The organism is Massilia jejuensis (assembly GCF_042656795.1).
Taxonomy (GTDB): Bacteria; Pseudomonadota; Gammaproteobacteria; order Burkholderiales; family Burkholderiaceae_D; genus Telluria; species Telluria jejuensis.
In genome coordinates, this window is sequence record NZ_JBHSMS010000040.1 from 259,430 (window position 1) to 275,628 (window position 16,199).

Here is a 16,199-nt window from a genome sequence, read left to right on the forward strand (position 1 = left end):
CGCGCCCGGCCGGCGCCCCCTGCGGGTAGCGCTCAGCGCGTCCCCGATCGTGTACGCAAGGCTGCCACCGGCACTTCGACGAACTCCCCCGGCATCAACGGATGCGTCTGCAGGCTGAACGGCCCGATGCTGCTGCGCACCAGCCTGAGCGTCGGCAAGCCGACCGCCGCCGTCATCCTGCGCACTTGCCGGTTCTTTCCCTCTTCCAGCGTGATCGCGATCCACCCCGTCGGCTTGTCCTGGCGCGCCCTGATCGGCGGGTCGCGCGGCCATAGCCACTCGGGCTCGGCGATGCGCACCGCGCGGCAGGGCCTGGTAACGAAGTCGCCCAGGTCGATCGGCGCCCGCAGGCGCGCCAGCGCCGCCGCATCGGGCACGCCGTCGACCTGCACCAGGTAGGTCTTCGCTTCCTTGTGGTCCGGGTGCGCGATCTTGTGCTGCAGGCCGCCGTCGTCGGTCAGCAGCATCAAGCCTTCGCTGTCGGCGTCGAGCCGGCCGGCGGGGTAGATGCCAGGGATGGACAGGTAATCGGCAAGCGAGGCGCGGCCTTCCTGCGGCGAAAACTGGCACAGGACCTGGAAAGGTTTATTGAAGAGGATAAGCGGCATGGATAATGTTCAGGGCAGACGGGGAAGGGCGGTCGAATCGCTGGCCGCCAGGCCATGATATCTGGCAAAATACTGGTGCATAATGCAAGTTGCCATCTGAGGTCTTATAGAGGACCAAGAGCGTCTGGCCAAGCCCTCGCGGCGATCTTGCATCGCCGCGCCGTTCTGGCGTACTGTCTCCGGCGATGCGCCCGGCCCGAAGGCTTTGTCAGCCGTTCTGGAAAATTTTGCCATTGTAATGCAGAGCGCGCCGCGATCCTGCACACTGTCCTGCGACCATTTGGGAGAACACGATGTACCAACATATCAACGTACCAGCCGACGGCCAGAAAATCACGGTCAACGCCGACTTTTCGCTCACCGTGCCGGCCAATCCGATCATCCCATACATCGAGGGCGACGGCACCGGCATCGACATCACCCCGGTCATGCTCAAGGTGGTCGACGCGGCCGTGGCCAAGGCCTATGGTGGCCAGCGCAAGATCAGCTGGATGGAAATCTTTGCCGGCGAGAAGTCGACCAGCATCTACGGCCCGGACGTCTGGCTGCCGCCCGAGACCCTCGAAGCGGTCAAGGATTACGTGGTCTCGATCAAGGGCCCCCTGACCACGCCCGTCGGCGGGGGCATCCGCTCGCTCAACGTGGCGCTGCGCCAGGAACTCGACCTGTATGTCTGCCTGCGTCCGGTACGCTATTTCGCCGGCGTGCCGTCTCCGCTGAAGCAGCCCGAGAAAACCGACATGGTCATTTTCCGCGAGAATTCGGAAGATATTTATGCCGGTATCGAATGGGCGGCCGGTTCCGACAGCGTAAAGAAAGTCATCGAGTTTTTGACGAAAGAAATGGGCGTCAAGAAAATCCGCTTCCCGGAATCGTCGGGCATCGGCATCAAGCCGGTCTCGCGCGAAGGCACCGAGCGCCTGGTGCGCAAGGCAATCCAGTATGCGGTCGATAATGACAAACCATCGGTGACGATTGTCCATAAGGGCAATATCATGAAATATACCGAGGGCGGTTTCCGCGACTGGGCCTATGCGCTGGCGCAAACCGAATTCGGCGCCGAACTGATCGACGGCGGCCCATGGTGCCGTTTCAAGAACCCGAAGACCGGGCGCGACATCATCGTCAAGGATTCGATCGCCGACGCCTTCCTGCAGCAGATCCTGCTGCGTCCGGCCGAGTACAGCGTGATCGCCACCCTCAACCTGAACGGCGACTACATCTCGGACGCGCTGGCGGCCCAGGTCGGCGGCATCGGCATCGCGCCGGGCGCCAACATGTCCGACTCGGTGGCCATGTTCGAAGCCACCCACGGCACGGCGCCCAAGTACGCGGGCAAGGATTACGTCAACCCGGGCTCGCTTATCCTGTCGGCGGAAATGATGCTGCGCCACATGGGCTGGGTCGAGGCAGCCGACTTGATCATCGCCTCGATGGAGAAGGCGATCACGTCCAAGCGCGTGACCTATGATTTCGCGCGCCTGATGGAAGGCGCGACCCAGGTCTCGTGTTCCGGATTCGGCGAGGTCATGATCGAGCAGATGCAATAAAGCCGCGCTGGCGCCGGCGGCCCGTCTCGCGAGAGGCGGGCTGTTTTCCCGGGCGCGCCGGAGTCGGGCCATGCCTGGTGCATGGGCGAAAAAAAACCCCGCAGCTTGCGGGGTTTCTCGCTTCCACAGGGCGAATTACATGCCCTGGATGTTGGACGCTTGCTTGCCTTTAGGGCCTTGCGTGACTTCGAATTGGACTTTCTGACCTTCTTTGAGGGTCTTAAAACCGTTCATGTTGATTGCGGAGAAATGCGCGAACAGATCCTCGCCGCCGTCATCTGGAGTGATGAAGCCAAAGCCTTTGGAATCATTGAACCACTTAACAGTACCAGTTGCCATAAAAGAACTTTCAAATAAAAACAAATCACACGAGCCATAAAAGCAAGAAGCTTCTTGCCCCCTCCTCAGCCTGCTCACTTCTTATCAACAAGATCATAAGACCTTGTCAATGTTTGCATTGTTGATGCACTAAACTTTGAAGTCAAGCCCTTTGATGCGACTGTCGTTAATTTTTTCATACGACATGCATAGGCCCTCAACCGGCCCCTTGAATTCTTCAATCGGAACGCCATCTGCGCTTTCAACGGAAAACAAGTAAGATGAAGGCGAATCGAAGTGAACCGATCGCAGTGTCTGATATTTCCGCTTTGCAGCATCCTTGAACGCTTTAGAATACGCCCATGGCAACCAAGCAAGATACCGAACAGCTGCTGGAGCGGCAAGTCGTAAAACCACCGCCCCTGTACCAGGTGGCGTTGCTGAATGATGACTACACGCCGATGGAGTTCGTGGTGGCCATCATCCAGGAGTACTTCAACAAGGATCGCGAGACGGCAACGCAGATCATGCTTTCCGTGCACCGTCATGGTAAAGGAGTGTGCGGGGTGTTTTCCAAAGATATAGCGTGTACCAAAGTGGAGTTTGTCTTAACGCATGCGCGCAAGGCGGGGCATCCCCTGCAGTGCGTGATGGAGGAAGTATGATTGCGCAGGAACTTGAAGTATCCCTACACATGGCCTTTGTCGAAGCTCGACAGGCACGGCACGAGTTCATTACCGTGGAGCACTTGCTGCTTGCGCTACTCGATAATCCCTCGGCTGCGGAAGTCCTGCGTGCATGCGCGGTCAATATCGACGACCTGCGCAAGACCCTGACCAATTTCATCGGCGATAACACGCCGACCGTGCCCGGCACCGGCGAAGTGGACACCCAGCCGACGCTCGGTTTCCAGCGCGTGATCCAGCGCGCGATCATGCACGTGCAGTCGGCTTCGAACGGCAAGAAGGAAGTCACGGGCGCCAACGTGCTCGTCGCGATCTTCGGCGAGAAGGACTCGCACGCCGTCTACTACCTGCACCAGCAGGGCGTGACGCGCCTGGACGTGGTCAACTTCATTTCGCACGGCGTGCGCAAGGACCAGCAGATCGACACGCAGAAGGCGTCGGAAGGCGTGGAAGAAGCGCAGGTCGAAGGCGCGACCAAGGAAAGCCCGCTCGACCAGTTCACGCTGAACCTGAACAAGGCGGCCGCCGACGGCAAGATCGATCCGCTGATCGGACGCGAAGAAGAAGTCGACCGCGTCATCCAGATCCTGTGCCGCCGCCGCAAGAACAATCCGCTGCTCGTCGGCGAGGCCGGCGTTGGCAAGACCGCGATCGCGGAAGGCCTGGCATGGCGCATCGTCCAGGAAGAAGTGCCCGAGATCCTGCAGAACGCCGTCGTGTTCTCGCTCGACATGGGTGCGCTGCTGGCCGGTACCAAATACCGCGGCGACTTCGAACAGCGCCTGAAGGCCGTCCTCAAGCAGCTCAAGGACACGCCCAACGGCATCCTGTTCATCGACGAGATCCACACGATCATCGGCGCCGGTTCCGCTTCGGGCGGCACGCTCGACGCCTCGAACCTGTTGAAGCCGGCCCTGGCGAACGGCCAGCTCAAGTGCATCGGCGCGACCACGTTCACGGAATTTCGCGGCGTGTTCGAGAAGGACCACGCCCTCTCGCGCCGCTTCCAGAAGGTCGATGTCAACGAGCCGTCGGTCGAGCAGACCGTGCAGATCCTGCGTGGCCTGAAGTCGCGCTTCGAAGAGCACCATGGGGTGAAGTACTCGTCCTCGGCGCTGTCGACGGCGGCCGAACTGGCGGCGCGCTTCATCAACGACCGCCACCTGCCGGACAAGGCGATCGACGTCATCGACGAAGCCGGCGCCGCCCAGCGCATCCTGCCGAAGTCGAAGCAGAAGAAAACCATCGGCAAGACCGAGATCGAGGAAATCATCGCCAAGATCGCGCGCATCCCGCCGCAAACGGTCAACCAGGACGACCGCAGCAAGCTGCAGACGATTGACCGCGACCTGCGCAACGTCGTCTTCGGCCAGGATCCCGCGATCGACGCGCTGGCGTCCGCCATCAAGATGGCGCGCGCGGGCCTGGGCAAGCAGGACAAGCCGATCGGCTCCTTCCTGTTCTCCGGTCCGACCGGTGTCGGCAAGACCGAGGTGGCCAAGCAGCTGGCCTTCATCCTCGGCATCGAGCTCATTCGCTTCGACATGTCGGAGTACATGGAGCGTCACGCCGTGTCGCGCCTGATCGGCGCGCCGCCGGGTTATGTCGGCTTCGACCAGGGCGGCTTGCTGACCGAAGCCATCACCAAGAAGCCGCACGCGGTGCTGCTGCTGGACGAGATCGAAAAGGCCCATCCGGACATTTTCAACATCCTGCTGCAGGTGATGGACCATGGCACGCTGACCGATAACAACGGGCGCAAGGCCGACTTCCGCAACGTGATCATCATCATGACCACGAACGCGGGCGCCGAAAGCCTGACCAAGCGCTCGGTGGGCTTCGTCGATTCGAAGGCGGCAGGCGACGAAATGGCCGACATCAAGCGCATGTTCACGCCGGAGTTCCGCAACCGGCTCGATGCGACCATCAGCTTCCGCGCGCTGGACGAGGAAATCATCCTGCGCGTGGTGGACAAGTTCCTGATGCAGCTCGAAGAGCAGCTGCACGAGAAGAAGGTGGAAGCCATCTTCACCGAGAAACTGCGCAAGTTCCTCGCCTCGAAGGGCTTCGACCCGCAGATGGGTGCGCGTCCGATGTCGCGCCTGATCCAGGACATGATCCGCAAGGCCCTGGCCGACGAACTGCTGTTCGGCCGCCTGGTCAATGGCGGACGCGTCACGGTCGAACTGAACGAAAAGGACGAAGTGGTCCTCGAGTTCCCGGAAGGCGACGCACTGCCGCCGCCGGCCCCCGCCGAGACGGTCGAGATCGAGTAATTCAGCTCTCCTCCAAAAAGCCGCGCCGCGTGCGCGGCTTTTTTACGCCTGCCGTGGCCGCTTTATTTGCATGTATGCACGCCAACACGGGTCGGCACTATGGCAAACTCATGCTCCCTAGCAAACTTTGCCCTCTGTGACCATGCACCTGCCCCGCACCATCCTCGCGCTCGCGCTTGCCCTGGCCGGCAGCCAGGCCGGCGCCGCCGATCCGTATTTCCGTTTCCCGGCCGTCCGCGGCGACACCATCGTCTTCACCGCCGAGGGCGACCTCTGGCGCACGACGACGGGCGGGGGCAAGGCGACGCGCCTGACTACCCATCCGTCCGCCGAAACCCATGCCGCGATCTCGCACGACGGCCGGTTCGTCGCCTTCGCGGCCTCCTACGAGGGCGCCCAGGAAGCCTATGTGATGCCGCTGGAAGGCGGCCTGCCGAAACGGATCACGTTCGAAAACGGCGGTGTGACGGTGCTTGGCTGGACCGCGCAGGGGCAGGTCCTGGTCAGCACCGAGAACTCGGTCGGACCGGCCAAGCACCGCATCGTGGCCGCGCTCGACCCGGCGACACTCACGCGCCGCGTGCTGCCGCTGGCCGACGCCAACGACGCCGTGCTCGACGACCTGGGCCGCACGGTCTACTTCACGCGCATGGGCCTGTCGATGACCAACGATAACGTCAAGTCCTACCGCGGCGGGGCGCACGCCCAATTGTGGCGCTTCGACCTCGACGCCGGGCGCGAAGCCGAGCCGCTGTTCAAGGGAGACGGCGCCAACAACCGGCGCGCGATGTGGTGGCAAGGCCGCCTGTACTTCATCAGCGACCTCGGGGGCGCGGACAACCTCTGGTCGTCGAACCCCGACGGCAGCGGGCGCCGCCAGCTTACCCAACACAAGGAGTGGGACGTGCGCGCGGCCTCGCTCGGAGACGGGCGCATCGCCTACCAGCTCGGCGCCGACCTGCGCGTGTTCGACATCGCCAGCGGCAGCGACACGCTGCTGAAAGCGAGCCTGTTGTCCGACTTCGACCAGCAGCGCATGCGCCGCGTGAAGTCGCCGCTCGAGGCGTTGACGAACATCGATCTGGCCGGCCGGCTCGAACGCATCGTCCTGACCGCGCGCGGGCGCGTGACGATCGCCGGCACCGGCAGCGGGCGCCGCGTCGAGATCGCGGTGCCGGACGGCGCCCGTGCCCGCGGCGCCGTCTTCAGTCACGACGACAAGTGGGTGTATGCGATCGTCGACGCCAGCGGCGAAAACGAAATCTGGCGCTACGCCGCCGACGGCTCGGGCCACGGCGAACGCCTGACGAAGGACGGTGCCAGCCACCGCCTGAACCTGTATCCGTCGCCTGACGGCAAATGGCTGGCCCATACCGACAAGAAGGGCCGCACCTGGCTGCTCGATCTCGCCGCCGGGACCAATGTCGTCATCGACGACGCCGGCCAGGTCGGGCTCGATCCGTCGAACCAGGTGGTGTGGTCGCCCGACAGCCGCAATCTCGCCTTCGTCCGAAGCGGCAGCCGCGAGCGGCGCGACCAGATCGGCATGTTCAATCTCGCCTCGAAGCAGACCAGTTTCGTCACGACCGACCGCTACGAAGCGGACTCGCCGGCCTTTTCGCCGGACGGGAAGTGGCTGTATTTCCTCTCGGCGCGCCACTTCAACCTGGGCAATGCCTCGCCCTGGGGCGACCGCACCATGGGCCCGGTGTTCGACAAGCGCGTCGGCGTCTATGCGCTGGCGCTGCAGGCCGATGGGCGCTTCCCGTTCAAGCCAGAGGACGAGCTGACCAAGCCGGAAGAAAAAACGCCGGAAGCCGCGGCCAGGGCGGCCGTCAAGTCGCCCGGCGCCGACGAGCGCGATGGCGAACGGAGCGCCGTCGTCGCCGCGGCCGCCGCCGCCGCCGCGGCCGGCAGCGCCGGCGCCGCCAAGGCCAGGCCGCCGACGCCGCCGATCGACTATGCCGGCCTGCGCGAGCGCCTGTACGAAGTGCCGGTCGACCCGGGCAACTACCGCGCGCTGGCTGTCGACGACAAGCGCCTGTACCTGCTCGAAGCAAGCAGCGACGAGGCCGCCAAGGGCACGCTCAGGACGCTGGCGATCGCGCGCAGCGCGCCGCAGCCGGAGACCTTTGTCGCCAACGTACGCGAATTCGGCTTGTCGAACGACCGCAAGCGCGTCTTCTACCGCACCTTCGCCCGGGGCGCGCCGGGCGAGATGCTGATCGTCGACGCCGGCGCCAGGGCGCCCGCCGACCTCTCGAAAGCCAAGGTCAAGATCGACGACTGGGCGGTGAGCTCCAACCCGCGCATGGAATGGAAGCAGATGTTCAACGACGCCTGGCGCATGCACCGCGATTTCCTGTACGACGCCCGGATGCGCGGCATCGACTGGAATGCCGCGCGCACCCGCTACGCGCCGCTGGTCGAGCGCGTGACCGACCGCGCCGAACTGGACGACGTACTGGGCATGATGGTGGGCGAGGTCGGCGCGCTGCATTCGCAGATCCGTCCGGGCGACGTGCGCCGCGCGGCCGCCGAAGGCACGCCGGCCAGCCTGGGGGCGGTGCTGGCGCGCGTGGCGGACGGCTACCGGGTCGAGCGCGTCTACCGCAGCGAACCGGAACTGCCGTCGGAGGCCGGTCCGCTGGCCGCGCCCGACGTCAACGTCAGGCAAGGCGACATCATCACCGCCGTCAATGGCAAGTCGCTGGCGCAAAGCCGCGACATCGCCGACCTGCTGCTCGACACCGCCGGCAAGCAGGTGCTGCTGCACGTCAAGAGCGGCGCCGGCAAGCCGCGCGCGGTCATCGTGACGCCGGCGAGCATGGCGCGCCATGCCAGCCTGCGCTACGCCGACTGGGAGCACGGCAGGGCCGAGCAGGTCGACACCGCCTCGAAAGGCCGGTTCGGCTACCTGCACCTGCGCGCGATGGTGGCGCGCGACATCAACGCGTTTGCGCGCGACTTCTACGCCAACATCAACAAGGAAGGCCTGATCATCGACGTGCGCCGCAACAATGGCGGCAACATCGACAGCTGGATCATCGAAAAGCTGCTGCGCCGCTCCTGGGCTTTCTGGGCCTCGAACGGCAAGCAGCCCTACTCGAACATGCAGAACACCTTCCGCGGTCACCTGGTGGTGCTGATGGACGAGCTGACCTATTCGGACGGCGAGACCTTCGCCGCCGGCGTCAAGGCCCTGAAGCTCGGTCCCCTGGTCGGCAAGCGCACCGCCGGCGCCGGCGTGTGGCTGAGCGACGGCAACGGCCTGCTCGACAACGGCATGGCGCGCGTCGCCGAGAACGGCCAGTTCTCGAGCGACGGCGAATGGCTGATCGAAGGCGTGGGCGTGGCGCCGGACGTGGACGTCGACAACCTGCCGCACGAAACCTTCAAGGGGCGCGACCGCCAGCTCGAAGTGGCGATCGAACTGCTCGAGAAGAAGGCGAAGGAGCAGCCGGTCAAGCCGTGGACGCCGGCGGCGATTCCGGCGATCCAGCGGTAGGGGAGGGCCGGCCGCGTATCGATTGATCCGCGGCCGTGGTGTAAGCTAGGGTGGGCTCTCGAGCCCACGCGTTCATCGCCCGATCATGGGCGAATCTACGCTTCACGAGGCTGTCATATTGCCTAGTTACATTACGGCAATCCCCACTCACCGTGACCCGCATGTCCTTCGCCAAACTTCAGACCGGTACCAAGATCCTCGGTTCCTTCCTACTCGTCTCCGTCCTCATCGTCCTCATCACGGCCGTCGCGCTCTGGCGCATGCAGGCGCTTGACGCGATCACGCGCGACCTGGTGCAGGACAAGCTGGCCAAGCAGCAGCTTGCCTCCGACCTGCTCGGCGTGGCCCGCCTCAACGGCCTGCGCATCATGTCGGTTGCGCGCAGCGACAGCATGGAGCTGGCCGACCTGTACAAGGGGCAGCTGCAGGCCGGCCTACAGCAGGCAGCGAAAATCGAAACGGCGATGCGCGCCCTGCCGGCGACGGGCGCCGAACAGGCGATGCTGCGCGCCATCGCCGAGCACAAGGCCGGCTTCGCGCACGCCACGACGGCGGTCTTCGCCGCCAAGGACACCGGCCGCACCCAGGAAGCCGAGGAGCTGCTGGCCAAGTCGCTCGAACCCGCCTTCGGCCGCTACAGCGCCGGCCTTGACGCGCTGCTGCAGCACCAGGCGCGCCAGGCGCACAGCCTGGCCGACGCCTCGGCGCAGGCGTCAACCTTGAGTCGCCTGCTGCTGCTCGCGTTTGGCGCGGCCGCGCTGGCGGCGGGCGGCGTGCTCGGCTGGACCCTGACCCGCAACATCGTCGGTCCCCTGCAGCAGGCCGTGACGCTGGCCGAAGAAGTGGCACGCGGCGACCTGCGCCCGGTCATCCGGCACCGCCGCTCTGACGAGATCGGGCGCCTTTTCGATGCCCTGAACGGCATGACGGGCGGGGTGTCGGCGACGGTGACGCAGGTGCTGCGCGGCGCGCACGGCATCGATGCCGCTTCGAACGAAATCGCCGCCGGCAACCAGGACCTGTCGCAGCGTACCGAAAGCCAGGCCGGCGCACTGCGCCAGACCGTGCTGGCGATTGACGAGCTGACCGGTGCGATCGCCAGCAACAACAGTAGTGCGCGCGACGCCAACTTGCTGGCCCAGTCGGCATCAACCGTGGCAGGCGAGGGCGCCGCCGCGGTGGCGCAACTGGTGCAACGCATGGGAACCATCAAAAGCTCGGCGGACAAAATCGTCCACATCACCGGCATGATCGACAGCATCGCCTTCCAGACGAATATCCTCGCGCTCAACGCTGCCGTGGAAGCGGCGCGCGCTGGCGCCGAGGGGCGCGGCTTTGCCGTGGTCGCGGCCGAGGTGCGCAACCTGGCCCAGCATTCGGCCGGGGCTGCCAAAGAAATCAAGGGGCTGATCGCGCAGTCGCGCGGCGAGATCGAGACCGGCACCGGCATTGCGCAGGGCGCCGGCGACACCATGCGCGCCGTCCTGGGCAAGGTGCAGGAAGTGGCGACGCTGCTGCAGGCGATCCACGGCGCCAGCGAACGGCAGGCAAGCGGCGTGACGAAGGTAGGTAAAGCGATTGCCGAGATCGACCTGTCCACCCAGCAGAATGCAGCCATGGTCGAAGAAGCGGCGGCCGCCGCCGAATCGATGCGCGAACAGGCGGCGGCGCTGTCGCGGCTGGTCGGTACCTTCCAGGTGCGCCAGCCTCCCGAGACGCCGCGCCTGTCGGCGCTGGCCTGATTTACACGGCCGCCAGCGCGCGCTGCAAGTCCGCGCGCTGGTCTTCCAGGTGCTCGATCCCGACCGACAGCCGGATCAGGGTGTCGCTGATCCCCAGCTGCGCGCGCTGCGCCGGGGGAATCGTGGCATGGGTCATCAGGGCCGGATGCTCGATCAGGCTTTCCACGCCGCCCAGGCTTTCGGCTAGCGTGAATACCTTGCAGTTTTCGAGGAAGCGCCGCGCGCCCGCCAGGTCGGATGCCAGCTCGATCGAGACGATGCCCCCGAAGCCGGCCATCTGGCGGCGCGCCAGCGCGTGCTGGGGATGCGTTTCCAGGCCCGGATACAAGACCTTGCCCACCTTCGGCATGCGTTCCAGCCACTGCGCCAGCGCCAGCGCATTGGCATTGCTGCGCTCGACGCGCAGGGCCAGCGTCTTGATCCCGCGCAGCACCAGGAAGCTGTCGAACGGGCCCTGGATCGCGCCCACCGCGTTCTGGATGAAACCGAGCTGCTCGCGCAGCGGCGCCTGGTGCGGCGCGGTGCCGACCACGGCCACGCCGCCGATCACGTCCGAATGGCCGTTCAGGTACTTGGTGGTCGAGTGCACGACGATGTCGATGCCCAGTTCCAGCGGACGCTGGTTGATCGGGCTGGCGAAGGTGTTGTCGCAGGCCGTGACGATGCCGCGCGCGCGGCACAGGGCGGCGATGGCCGCCAGGTCGGCCAGCTTGAGCATCGGGTTGGTCGGCGTCTCGACCCAGACCAGGCGCGTTTCGGGCGTGAGGGCTGCGGCCAGGGCTTGCGGATCGGCCAGGTTCACGTAGGTGAACCGGTGGCCGGCGCTGGCGCGGCGCACGCGCTCGAACAGGCGGTAGGTGCCGCCGTACATGTCGTCGCCGGCCACGATGTGCGAGCCGGCGGGCAGCAGTTCCAGCACCGCCGAGATCGCCGCCAGGCCGGAGGCGAAGGCGAACGCGCCGCTGCCGCTCTCGATGTCGGCCACGCAGCGCTCCAGCGCCCAGCGCGTCGGGTTGTGCGAGCGCCCGTAGTCGAGTCCCTTGTGCACGCCGGGACTTTCCTGGGCAAAGGTCGAGGTGGCGAAGATCGGCGGCATGACGGCGCCGGTGGCCGGTTCGGGCGACTGGCCGCCATGGATGACGCGGGTGGCCAGGTGCAGTGGGGTGTCGTTGTCGGTCACGATAGGGTCCTGCGCAAATGGTTGAGGAGGTCGAAGCGGGTGATCAGGCCATAGAAATGCCCGCTGTCGGCGACCACGGCGGTCAGGCCGCGGTCGAGGATGTCGCGCAGCTCGGCCATGGAACTCGCGGGCGCCAGGGTCTGCAGCTGTGCGGTCATGGTGCCGGCGACCTGGCTCTGGAAATGGGCCGGCTCGGCGCTCACGTGCAGCAGCAGGTCGGACTCGTCGACGATGCCGACCAGGCGCCCCTTGTCGATCACCGGCAGCTGGGCCAGGTCGCTCGCGCGCATGCGGTTGAAGGCGGTGAGCAGGGTGTCGGTCGGCGCCACGGTGACGACTTCGCCGGCGTCGAAGCGGCGCCCGACGAGGTCGCGCAGGTCGCCCAGCCGGGGGCGCTGCAGCAAGCCCTGGTCGACCATCCAGCCATCGCTGTAGACCTTGGTGAGATAGCGCGTGCCGGTGTCGCAGACGAAGGTGACGACGCGCTTCAGGCTGGTCTGGGCGCGGCAATACCGGAGCGCGGCGGCAAGCAGGGTGCCGGTCGACGAACCGGCCAGGATGCCTTCCTGGCGCAGCAGGGCGCGCGCGGTGCCGAAGCTTTCCTCGTCCGTGATGGTATAGGCGCGCTTCACGCGCGACAGGTCGGCGATGCCGGGAATGAAGTCCTCGCCGATGCCTTCCACGGCCCAGGAGCCCGCTTCCTGCGCCAGGTAGCCGGTGTTGACGTAGTCGGCCAGGATCGAACCCTTGGGGTCGGCCAGCACGAATTCGAGCGCGGGCTGGACGCGCGCGAAATAGTGCGACAGGCCGGTAAGGGTGCCCGCCGAGCCGACGCCGACCACGATCGCATCGAGTTCGTGGCTGGCCTGCTCCCAGATTTCCGGGCCGGTCGTGGTTTCGTGGGCGCGCGGATTGGCGGGATTGTTGAACTGGTCCGCGAACCAGGCGCCGGGGATCTCGCGCGCCAGCCGGGCGGCGACGTCCCGGTAGTACTCGGGGTGGCCCTTGCCGACATCGGAGCGGGTCAGGTGGATCTCGGCGCCGAGCGCTTTCAGGTGCAGGATTTTTTCGGCCGCCATCTTGTCGGGCACGACCAGCACCACGCGGTAGCCCTTGATGCGGGCCACCAGCGCCAGGCCGATGCCGGTATTGCCGGCCGTGGCCTCGACCACGGTGCCGCCGGGCTGCAGGCTGCCGTCGAGTTCGGCCTGCTCGATCATGGCGCGGCCGATGCGGTCCTTGATCGAGCCGCCGGGGTTCTGCGATTCCAGTTTCAGGAACAGCTGGCACGGACCGGTATCCATGCGGGTGACTTGCACCAGCGGCGTGTTGCCGATGAGCGAGAAGATCGCTGCCTGGGACGCTTGCTGCATGTTGCCTTGCATATTGCGTAGCATGTTGCCTCCAGAGAGGCGCCTTGTGGGCGCCGCGAACGCGGATAAGCAGGCGCAAGAGGGCGCCCGGCCTGTGGTGAAAAGACATGGTAAGGCGGATCGCGCCGTCCTGGTTTGCACTGAAACGAATCGTGACCGCGCTTTCTTCCAGGCGGCCGGGGCGCCGCCTTGGCGCGGAGAAATGTTGTGCAAGCTGGCGGAAAACGCAGGTGCGTCAGCGCCCTGAAGGTGTTGCTATCGGCTAACCAGCCTTCAGCCGCCGCCACAGCGTCGTACGGCTGATGCCGAGATGGCGCGCGGCGGCGTCGCGCTGGCCGCCGAAGCGGGCGATCACCTCGGCGACGCTTTCCTGCGCCGCCGCGGGCGCGGGCGGCGCCGCGACTTCGCGCGCAGCGCCCAGTTCCGGCGCAATCCCCAGCAGGAAGCTCGGCGTCAGCGCCTGCAGCGGCTCGGCCGCCAGGAACAGCGCCAGGCGCTCCATCAGGTTGCGCAGCTCGCGCACGTTGCCTGGCCAGACATGGCCGGTGAGCAGGGGCGCGCAGGCCCGGACTTCGGCATGCAGGTTCGGATGCGGCCGCGCGCCCAGTGCGGCCAGCGACTGTTTCAAGGACCACTCGGCCAGCGGCACGATGTCGTCCAGGCGCGCGCGCAGCGGCGGCAAGGGCAGGCGCAGCACCGCCAGCCGGTAGAACAGGTCGGACCGGAAGCGGCCTTCGCGCACGCGCGCCTCCAGGTCGCAATGGGTCGCGCTGACCACGCGCACGTCGATCGGCACCGGCCGCGTGCCGCCCACGCGCATCACTTCGCGCTCTTCCAGTACCCGCAGCAGGCGCGTCTGCAGGCCGAGCGGCATTTCGCCGATTTCGTCCAGGAACAAGGTGCCGCGGTTGGCCGCCTCGAACAGGCCCGCATGCCCGCCGCGGCGCGCACCCGTGAACGCGCCTTCTTCATGGCCGAAGAGCTCGGACTCCAGCAGCGACTCGGCGATGGCGCCGCAATTGACCGCCACGAAGGGCCGGTTCGGCCCCAGGCTGCGCGGTCCCTCGCGGTGGATCGCTTGCGCGACAAGCTCCTTGCCGCTGCCGGTCTCGCCCTGGATCAGCACCGTCGCCGGCGAGCGCGCATACAGCACCACGGTCTGGCGCAGCTTTTCCATGGCGTCCGACTCGCCCCGCAGGTCGTTCAGGCCGCGCCGGGCGCGCCGGGTGTCGTTCGCCGGGCCGCGCCGGATGCGGTTCGCTTCCAGGTGGGTCAGGCGCGCCAGTTCGAGCGCATCGTCGAAGGCCTGGCGGATCGAGGCGGCCGAATACAGGAAGATGCCGGCCAGGCCCGCTTCCTCGGCCAGGTCGGTAATCAAGCCGGCGCCGACGATGACTTCGATGCCGGCCGCCTTCATCTCGTCCATCGCCGCGCGCGCATCCTCGCGCGTGACATAGCTGCGCTGGGCAATCGTCAGGCCGAACGCGGCGCTGAACTCGGCCAGTTCCGGCAGCGGGTGCTGGTAGCTGATGACGCCGATGCGCGTGGACACCTTGCGCGCCCGCGCCAGCGCCCCCATCACGTCGTAGCCGCTGGCTTTGGCGACGATCACCGGCGCCGACACCCGGCCGCGCAGGTAGGCGCCGTTCGAGCCGGCCGCGATCACCACGTCGCAGCGTTCGTTGGCCATCCGTTCGCGGATATGGCGCGCCGCCTCGTCGAAGCCGAGGTCGATCGGCTCGATGGTGGCGAGGTGGTCGTACTCGAGCGTGATGTCGCGGAACAGGGCGGCCAGGCGCGACACCGAGACGGTCCAGATGACCGGCTTGTCGACATCCTGGGGTGCGGGGGAGAGGGGGCGCATGTTGCAATTCTACTGCAACGGCTGTTCCAGGTGTTTCATTTGAAACGGGATCTGAAACAAGATGGTGTTGCGTGGTTCAGTGGATTGGGCGCTAAGAGCTTGAAACCACGATGTTTTTGCGCGGTGCAAGAGGAATGCGTGTGCTGGCACGTTCCTTGCGAAATAAACCCCATCCATTAGCCGTTTTACCAGGAGACCCCATGATCCAATCCGCAGGCGCCGCGTTCCGCAAAGCCGTCCAGGAAGAATCGCCGCTGCAAGTCGTCGGCGCCATCAATGCCAACCACGCGCTGCTGGCCAAGCGTGCCGGCTTCAAGGCCATCTACCTCTCCGGTGGCGGCGTGGCCGCCGGTTCGCTCGGCTTGCCGGACCTGGGCATCTCGAACCTGGACGACGTGCTCACCGACGTGCGGCGCATCACCGACGTGTGCGACCTGCCGCTGCTGGTCGACGTCGATACCGGCTTCGGCTCGTCCGCCTTCAACGTCGCGCGCACCGTCAAGTCGATGATCAAGTTCGGCGCCGCCGCCATCCACATCGAAGACCAGGTCGGCGCCAAGCGCTGCGGCCACCGTCCGGGCAAGGAAATCGTCTCGAAGGCAGAGATGGTCGACCGCATCAAGGCCGCCGTCGACGCCCGCACCGACGAGGACTTCGTGATCATGGCGCGCACCGACGCGCTGGCCGTGGAAGGCATCGACGCCGCCATCGAGCGTGCGGTCGCCTGCGTCGAAGCCGGCGCCGACATGGTGTTCCCCGAAGCGATGACGGACCTGGCCATGTACGCGCGCTTTGCGAAAGCGGTCGGCGTGCCGATCCTGGCCAACATCACCGAGTTCGGCGCGACGCCGCTGTTTACCGTCGACGAACTGAAGACGGCCGACGTGGGCCTGGTGCTGTATCCGCTGTCGGCCTTCCGCGCCATGAACAAGGCGGCCGAAAACGTCTACACTGCCATTCGCCGCGACGGCAGCCAGCAAGCCGTGGTCGACACCATGCAGACGCGCGCCGAGCTGTACGACCGCATCAACTACCACGACTTCGAGCGGCACCTGGACGCACTGTTCGCCGCGCAGAAAAAATAACGAATTTAA

11 protein-coding genes are annotated in these 16,199 nt (G+C 66.0%); 6 read left to right on the forward strand and 5 right to left on the reverse strand.

Features of this window, described 5'->3' with window-relative positions; genetic code table 11:
* Positions 1 to 32: 32 nt before the first annotated feature.
* Complete coding sequence (locus tag ACFPOU_RS14255) at positions 33 to 608, reverse strand: pseudouridine synthase (RefSeq protein WP_379722334.1); 576 nt, start codon at positions 606 to 608, stop codon at positions 33 to 35.
* Between the two features lie 293 nt (positions 609 to 901).
* On the opposite strand from ACFPOU_RS14255, the gene icd reads away from it, so the two are divergent.
* The gene (gene icd, locus ACFPOU_RS14260) at positions 902 to 2,158 is read left to right on the forward strand and encodes an NADP-dependent isocitrate dehydrogenase (protein ID WP_379722336.1); all 1,257 of its coding nucleotides are present in this window, start codon (positions 902 to 904) and stop codon (positions 2,156 to 2,158) included.
* A gap of 135 nt (positions 2,159 to 2,293) precedes the next feature.
* Here icd and cspE read toward each other — a convergent pair whose 3' ends face one another.
* Entirely contained in the window at positions 2,294 to 2,497 is a 204-nt protein-coding gene (gene cspE, locus ACFPOU_RS14265) for a transcription antiterminator/RNA stability regulator CspE (protein WP_020653506.1), read from the reverse strand.
* Positions 2,498 to 2,838: 341 nt separating this feature from the next.
* Here cspE and clpS point away from each other — a divergent pair, with 341 nt between their 5' ends.
* The 4 genes from clpS to ACFPOU_RS14285 all read left to right on the forward strand — a co-directional run bounded on the left by clpS (position 2,839) and on the right by ACFPOU_RS14285 (position 10,688).
* Positions 2,839 to 3,141, forward strand: coding sequence for an ATP-dependent Clp protease adapter ClpS (gene clpS, locus ACFPOU_RS14270; RefSeq protein WP_305509342.1), 303 nt, complete (start codon positions 2,839 to 2,841; stop codon positions 3,139 to 3,141).
* Complete coding sequence (gene clpA / locus ACFPOU_RS14275) at positions 3,138 to 5,438, forward strand: ATP-dependent Clp protease ATP-binding subunit ClpA (RefSeq protein WP_379722339.1); 2,301 nt, start codon at positions 3,138 to 3,140, stop codon at positions 5,436 to 5,438. Before clpS ends, clpA begins: the two co-directional genes overlap by 4 nt.
* Positions 5,439 to 5,580: 142 nt before the next feature.
* Positions 5,581 to 8,946 (forward strand): S41 family peptidase, encoded by a 3,366-nt coding sequence (locus ACFPOU_RS14280; protein ID WP_379722341.1) that lies wholly within the window; start codon positions 5,581 to 5,583, stop codon positions 8,944 to 8,946.
* A 161-nt stretch (positions 8,947 to 9,107) separates the two neighbouring features.
* On the forward strand, positions 9,108 to 10,688 hold the full coding sequence (locus tag ACFPOU_RS14285; protein WP_379722343.1) for a methyl-accepting chemotaxis protein: 1,581 nt from the start codon (positions 9,108 to 9,110) through the stop codon (positions 10,686 to 10,688).
* Position 10,689: 1 nt separating this feature from the next.
* On the opposite strand, the gene ACFPOU_RS14290 is transcribed toward ACFPOU_RS14285, so the two are convergent.
* The 3 genes from ACFPOU_RS14290 to prpR form a co-directional block, all read right to left on the reverse strand.
* A complete protein-coding gene (locus tag ACFPOU_RS14290; protein WP_379722345.1) occupies positions 10,690 to 11,868 on the reverse strand; it encodes a trans-sulfuration enzyme family protein in 1,179 nt (392 codons plus the stop codon).
* Positions 11,865 to 13,241: a pyridoxal-phosphate dependent enzyme gene (locus ACFPOU_RS14295; protein WP_379722471.1), complete on the reverse strand. Its 1,377-nt coding sequence runs from the start codon at positions 13,239 to 13,241 to the stop codon at positions 11,865 to 11,867. The genes ACFPOU_RS14290 and ACFPOU_RS14295 overlap by 4 nt, the downstream gene beginning before the upstream one ends.
* Before the next feature lie 262 nt (positions 13,242 to 13,503).
* Positions 13,504 to 15,105, reverse strand: coding sequence for a propionate catabolism operon regulatory protein PrpR (gene prpR / locus ACFPOU_RS14300; RefSeq protein WP_379722347.1), 1,602 nt, complete (start codon positions 15,103 to 15,105; stop codon positions 13,504 to 13,506).
* A 200-nt stretch (positions 15,106 to 15,305) separates the two neighbouring features.
* On the opposite strand from prpR, the gene prpB reads away from it, so the two are divergent.
* Positions 15,306 to 16,190, forward strand: coding sequence for a methylisocitrate lyase (gene prpB / locus ACFPOU_RS14305; RefSeq protein WP_379722349.1), 885 nt, complete (start codon positions 15,306 to 15,308; stop codon positions 16,188 to 16,190).
* Positions 16,191 to 16,199: the final 9 nt, after the last annotated feature.

Excerpts from the sequence above, each read along its gene's own strand:
- clpS (WP_305509342.1), top strand. The coding sequence starts at position 2,839 with ATGGCAACCAAGCAAGATACCGAACAGCTGCTGGAGCGGCAAGTCGTA.
- icd (WP_379722336.1), top strand. The coding sequence starts at position 902 with ATGTACCAACATATCAACGTACCAGCCGACGGCCAGAAAATCACGGTC.
- ACFPOU_RS14295 (WP_379722471.1), bottom strand. The coding sequence starts at position 13,241 with ATGCAGCAAGCGTCCCAGGCAGCGATCTTCTCGCTCATCGGCAACACG.
- clpA (WP_379722339.1), top strand. The coding sequence starts at position 3,138 with ATGATTGCGCAGGAACTTGAAGTATCCCTACACATGGCCTTTGTCGAA.
- ACFPOU_RS14285 (WP_379722343.1), top strand. The coding sequence starts at position 9,108 with ATGTCCTTCGCCAAACTTCAGACCGGTACCAAGATCCTCGGTTCCTTC.
- ACFPOU_RS14280 (WP_379722341.1), top strand. The coding sequence starts at position 5,581 with ATGCACCTGCCCCGCACCATCCTCGCGCTCGCGCTTGCCCTGGCCGGC.
- ACFPOU_RS14255 (WP_379722334.1), bottom strand. The coding sequence starts at position 608 with ATGCCGCTTATCCTCTTCAATAAACCTTTCCAGGTCCTGTGCCAGTTT.
- prpR (WP_379722347.1), bottom strand. The coding sequence starts at position 15,105 with ATGCGCCCCCTCTCCCCCGCACCCCAGGATGTCGACAAGCCGGTCATC.
- cspE (WP_020653506.1), bottom strand. The coding sequence starts at position 2,497 with ATGGCAACTGGTACTGTTAAGTGGTTCAATGATTCCAAAGGCTTTGGC.
- prpB (WP_379722349.1), top strand. The coding sequence starts at position 15,306 with ATGATCCAATCCGCAGGCGCCGCGTTCCGCAAAGCCGTCCAGGAAGAA.